1 protein-coding gene is annotated in these 1,233 nt (G+C 75.5%); it reads right to left on the bottom strand.

Annotated elements, in window-relative coordinates:
- Nucleotides 1-1,196 (bottom strand): hypothetical protein (locus G6R25_RS24045; RefSeq protein ID WP_205447434.1); only part of this gene is annotated, 1,196 nt, incomplete at its 3' end.
- Between the last annotated feature and the right edge of the window lie 37 nt (nucleotides 1,197-1,233).

Genomic DNA, 1,233 nt, shown 5'->3' on the forward strand with positions numbered 1-1,233 from the left:
GCGAGGACCACCTGGCCTTCGTCGATGAGCACGGTGAGCTGGGGGCCGTCCCACCGGCTGAGCCGGCGTCGCTTCAGCTCGGCGGCCCGGCGGGTCATCTCCGCGTGGACCTCATCGATCACCGCGTTGATCTCGTCGGTGGTGACGGCTACCCGGCAGACGCCGTCCCAGAGGGTGGCCTCCTCACCCTTGCCGTCGACGAACACCAGGTCGCCGCGCAGGTGAGCGGTGGCCATCAGCGGCCGGATTGACCAGGACTTCCCCGACCCCGACGCCCCGGAGATCAGCATCCGTTCGTCGAACGCCACCAGCACCTCCTCACCGGTCTCGGTATCCACCCCCACCGACATCGCGAGGGGGTCGGCGGGGATCCGGGCCGGCGTCCAGACCGCGGACACACCGTCGGTGGCCTGGCGGGTGGCCAGGGTGAGGACCGCCCAGCCACCCCGCGCACCGCCCGTGATCCGCAGCCGCAGCGCGGTCCGTGCGCCGAGCAGGGCGCGGACGCTGTCGGCCTTGGCGGCCAGGGCCTTGACGGTCCAGGTGCCGTCGAGGCGCACCTCGCAGCGGATCCCGCCCGGGCCGAGGGCCGGTGGGGTGGTGAGCGTGCCGGCCAGGCCCCGGTCGGCGGCGTGTGCCGTCCAGTACTCGGGGTGCAGCCGGTCGAGGAGTTGGCGTTCCTCGGCGGACACCGCCCCCTCCACGGTCGGGGCGACGGGAGCGTGGCGGCGGCCCAGCCACAGGCCGGCGGCGTGCAGGCCCACCAGGCCGGCGGACATCTCCACGGGCCAGTCCTGCGACGACAACCACGCCACCACCCCCGCCGGCACCGCATGAGCCGCATGCGCCTGCAGGGCCCGCTGATAGAGCGCCGCCGGGTAGGTCACCCGGGCGGCCTTCACGTCGGCCCTGGCGGCCTTCCTGCGGCCCTTGGCGGTCTTGCTGGCGAGGCGGGCGGCGCGGCGGCGGGCGGCCAGCGGGTTGGCGGAGGCCTCCCGGGCCGTCTTGCACTGGCTGCGTGCCTGCGCCACCGCCACCCCAGCCACCGCCCGGTGATGGCGGGCTGCGATCCACGCCGCCCGATGCTCCGGGGTCCGCAACTCGCGGCGCCGGTCGGCCTCGGTGTCCCACCGGGCGGCGAACGGGGCGCACGTCGGGGACAGGCCGTCGAGGACCGTCACCGCCGTGCTGGACATCGCCCGCCACACCCGCACGGGGGCCGCTGCGGAGGGA

Origin of the sequence: Candidatus Frankia alpina, from assembly GCF_902806485.1 — a bacterium.
In the GTDB taxonomy this organism is placed as follows: Bacteria; Actinomycetota; Actinomycetes; order Frankiales; family Frankiaceae; genus Frankia; species Frankia alpina.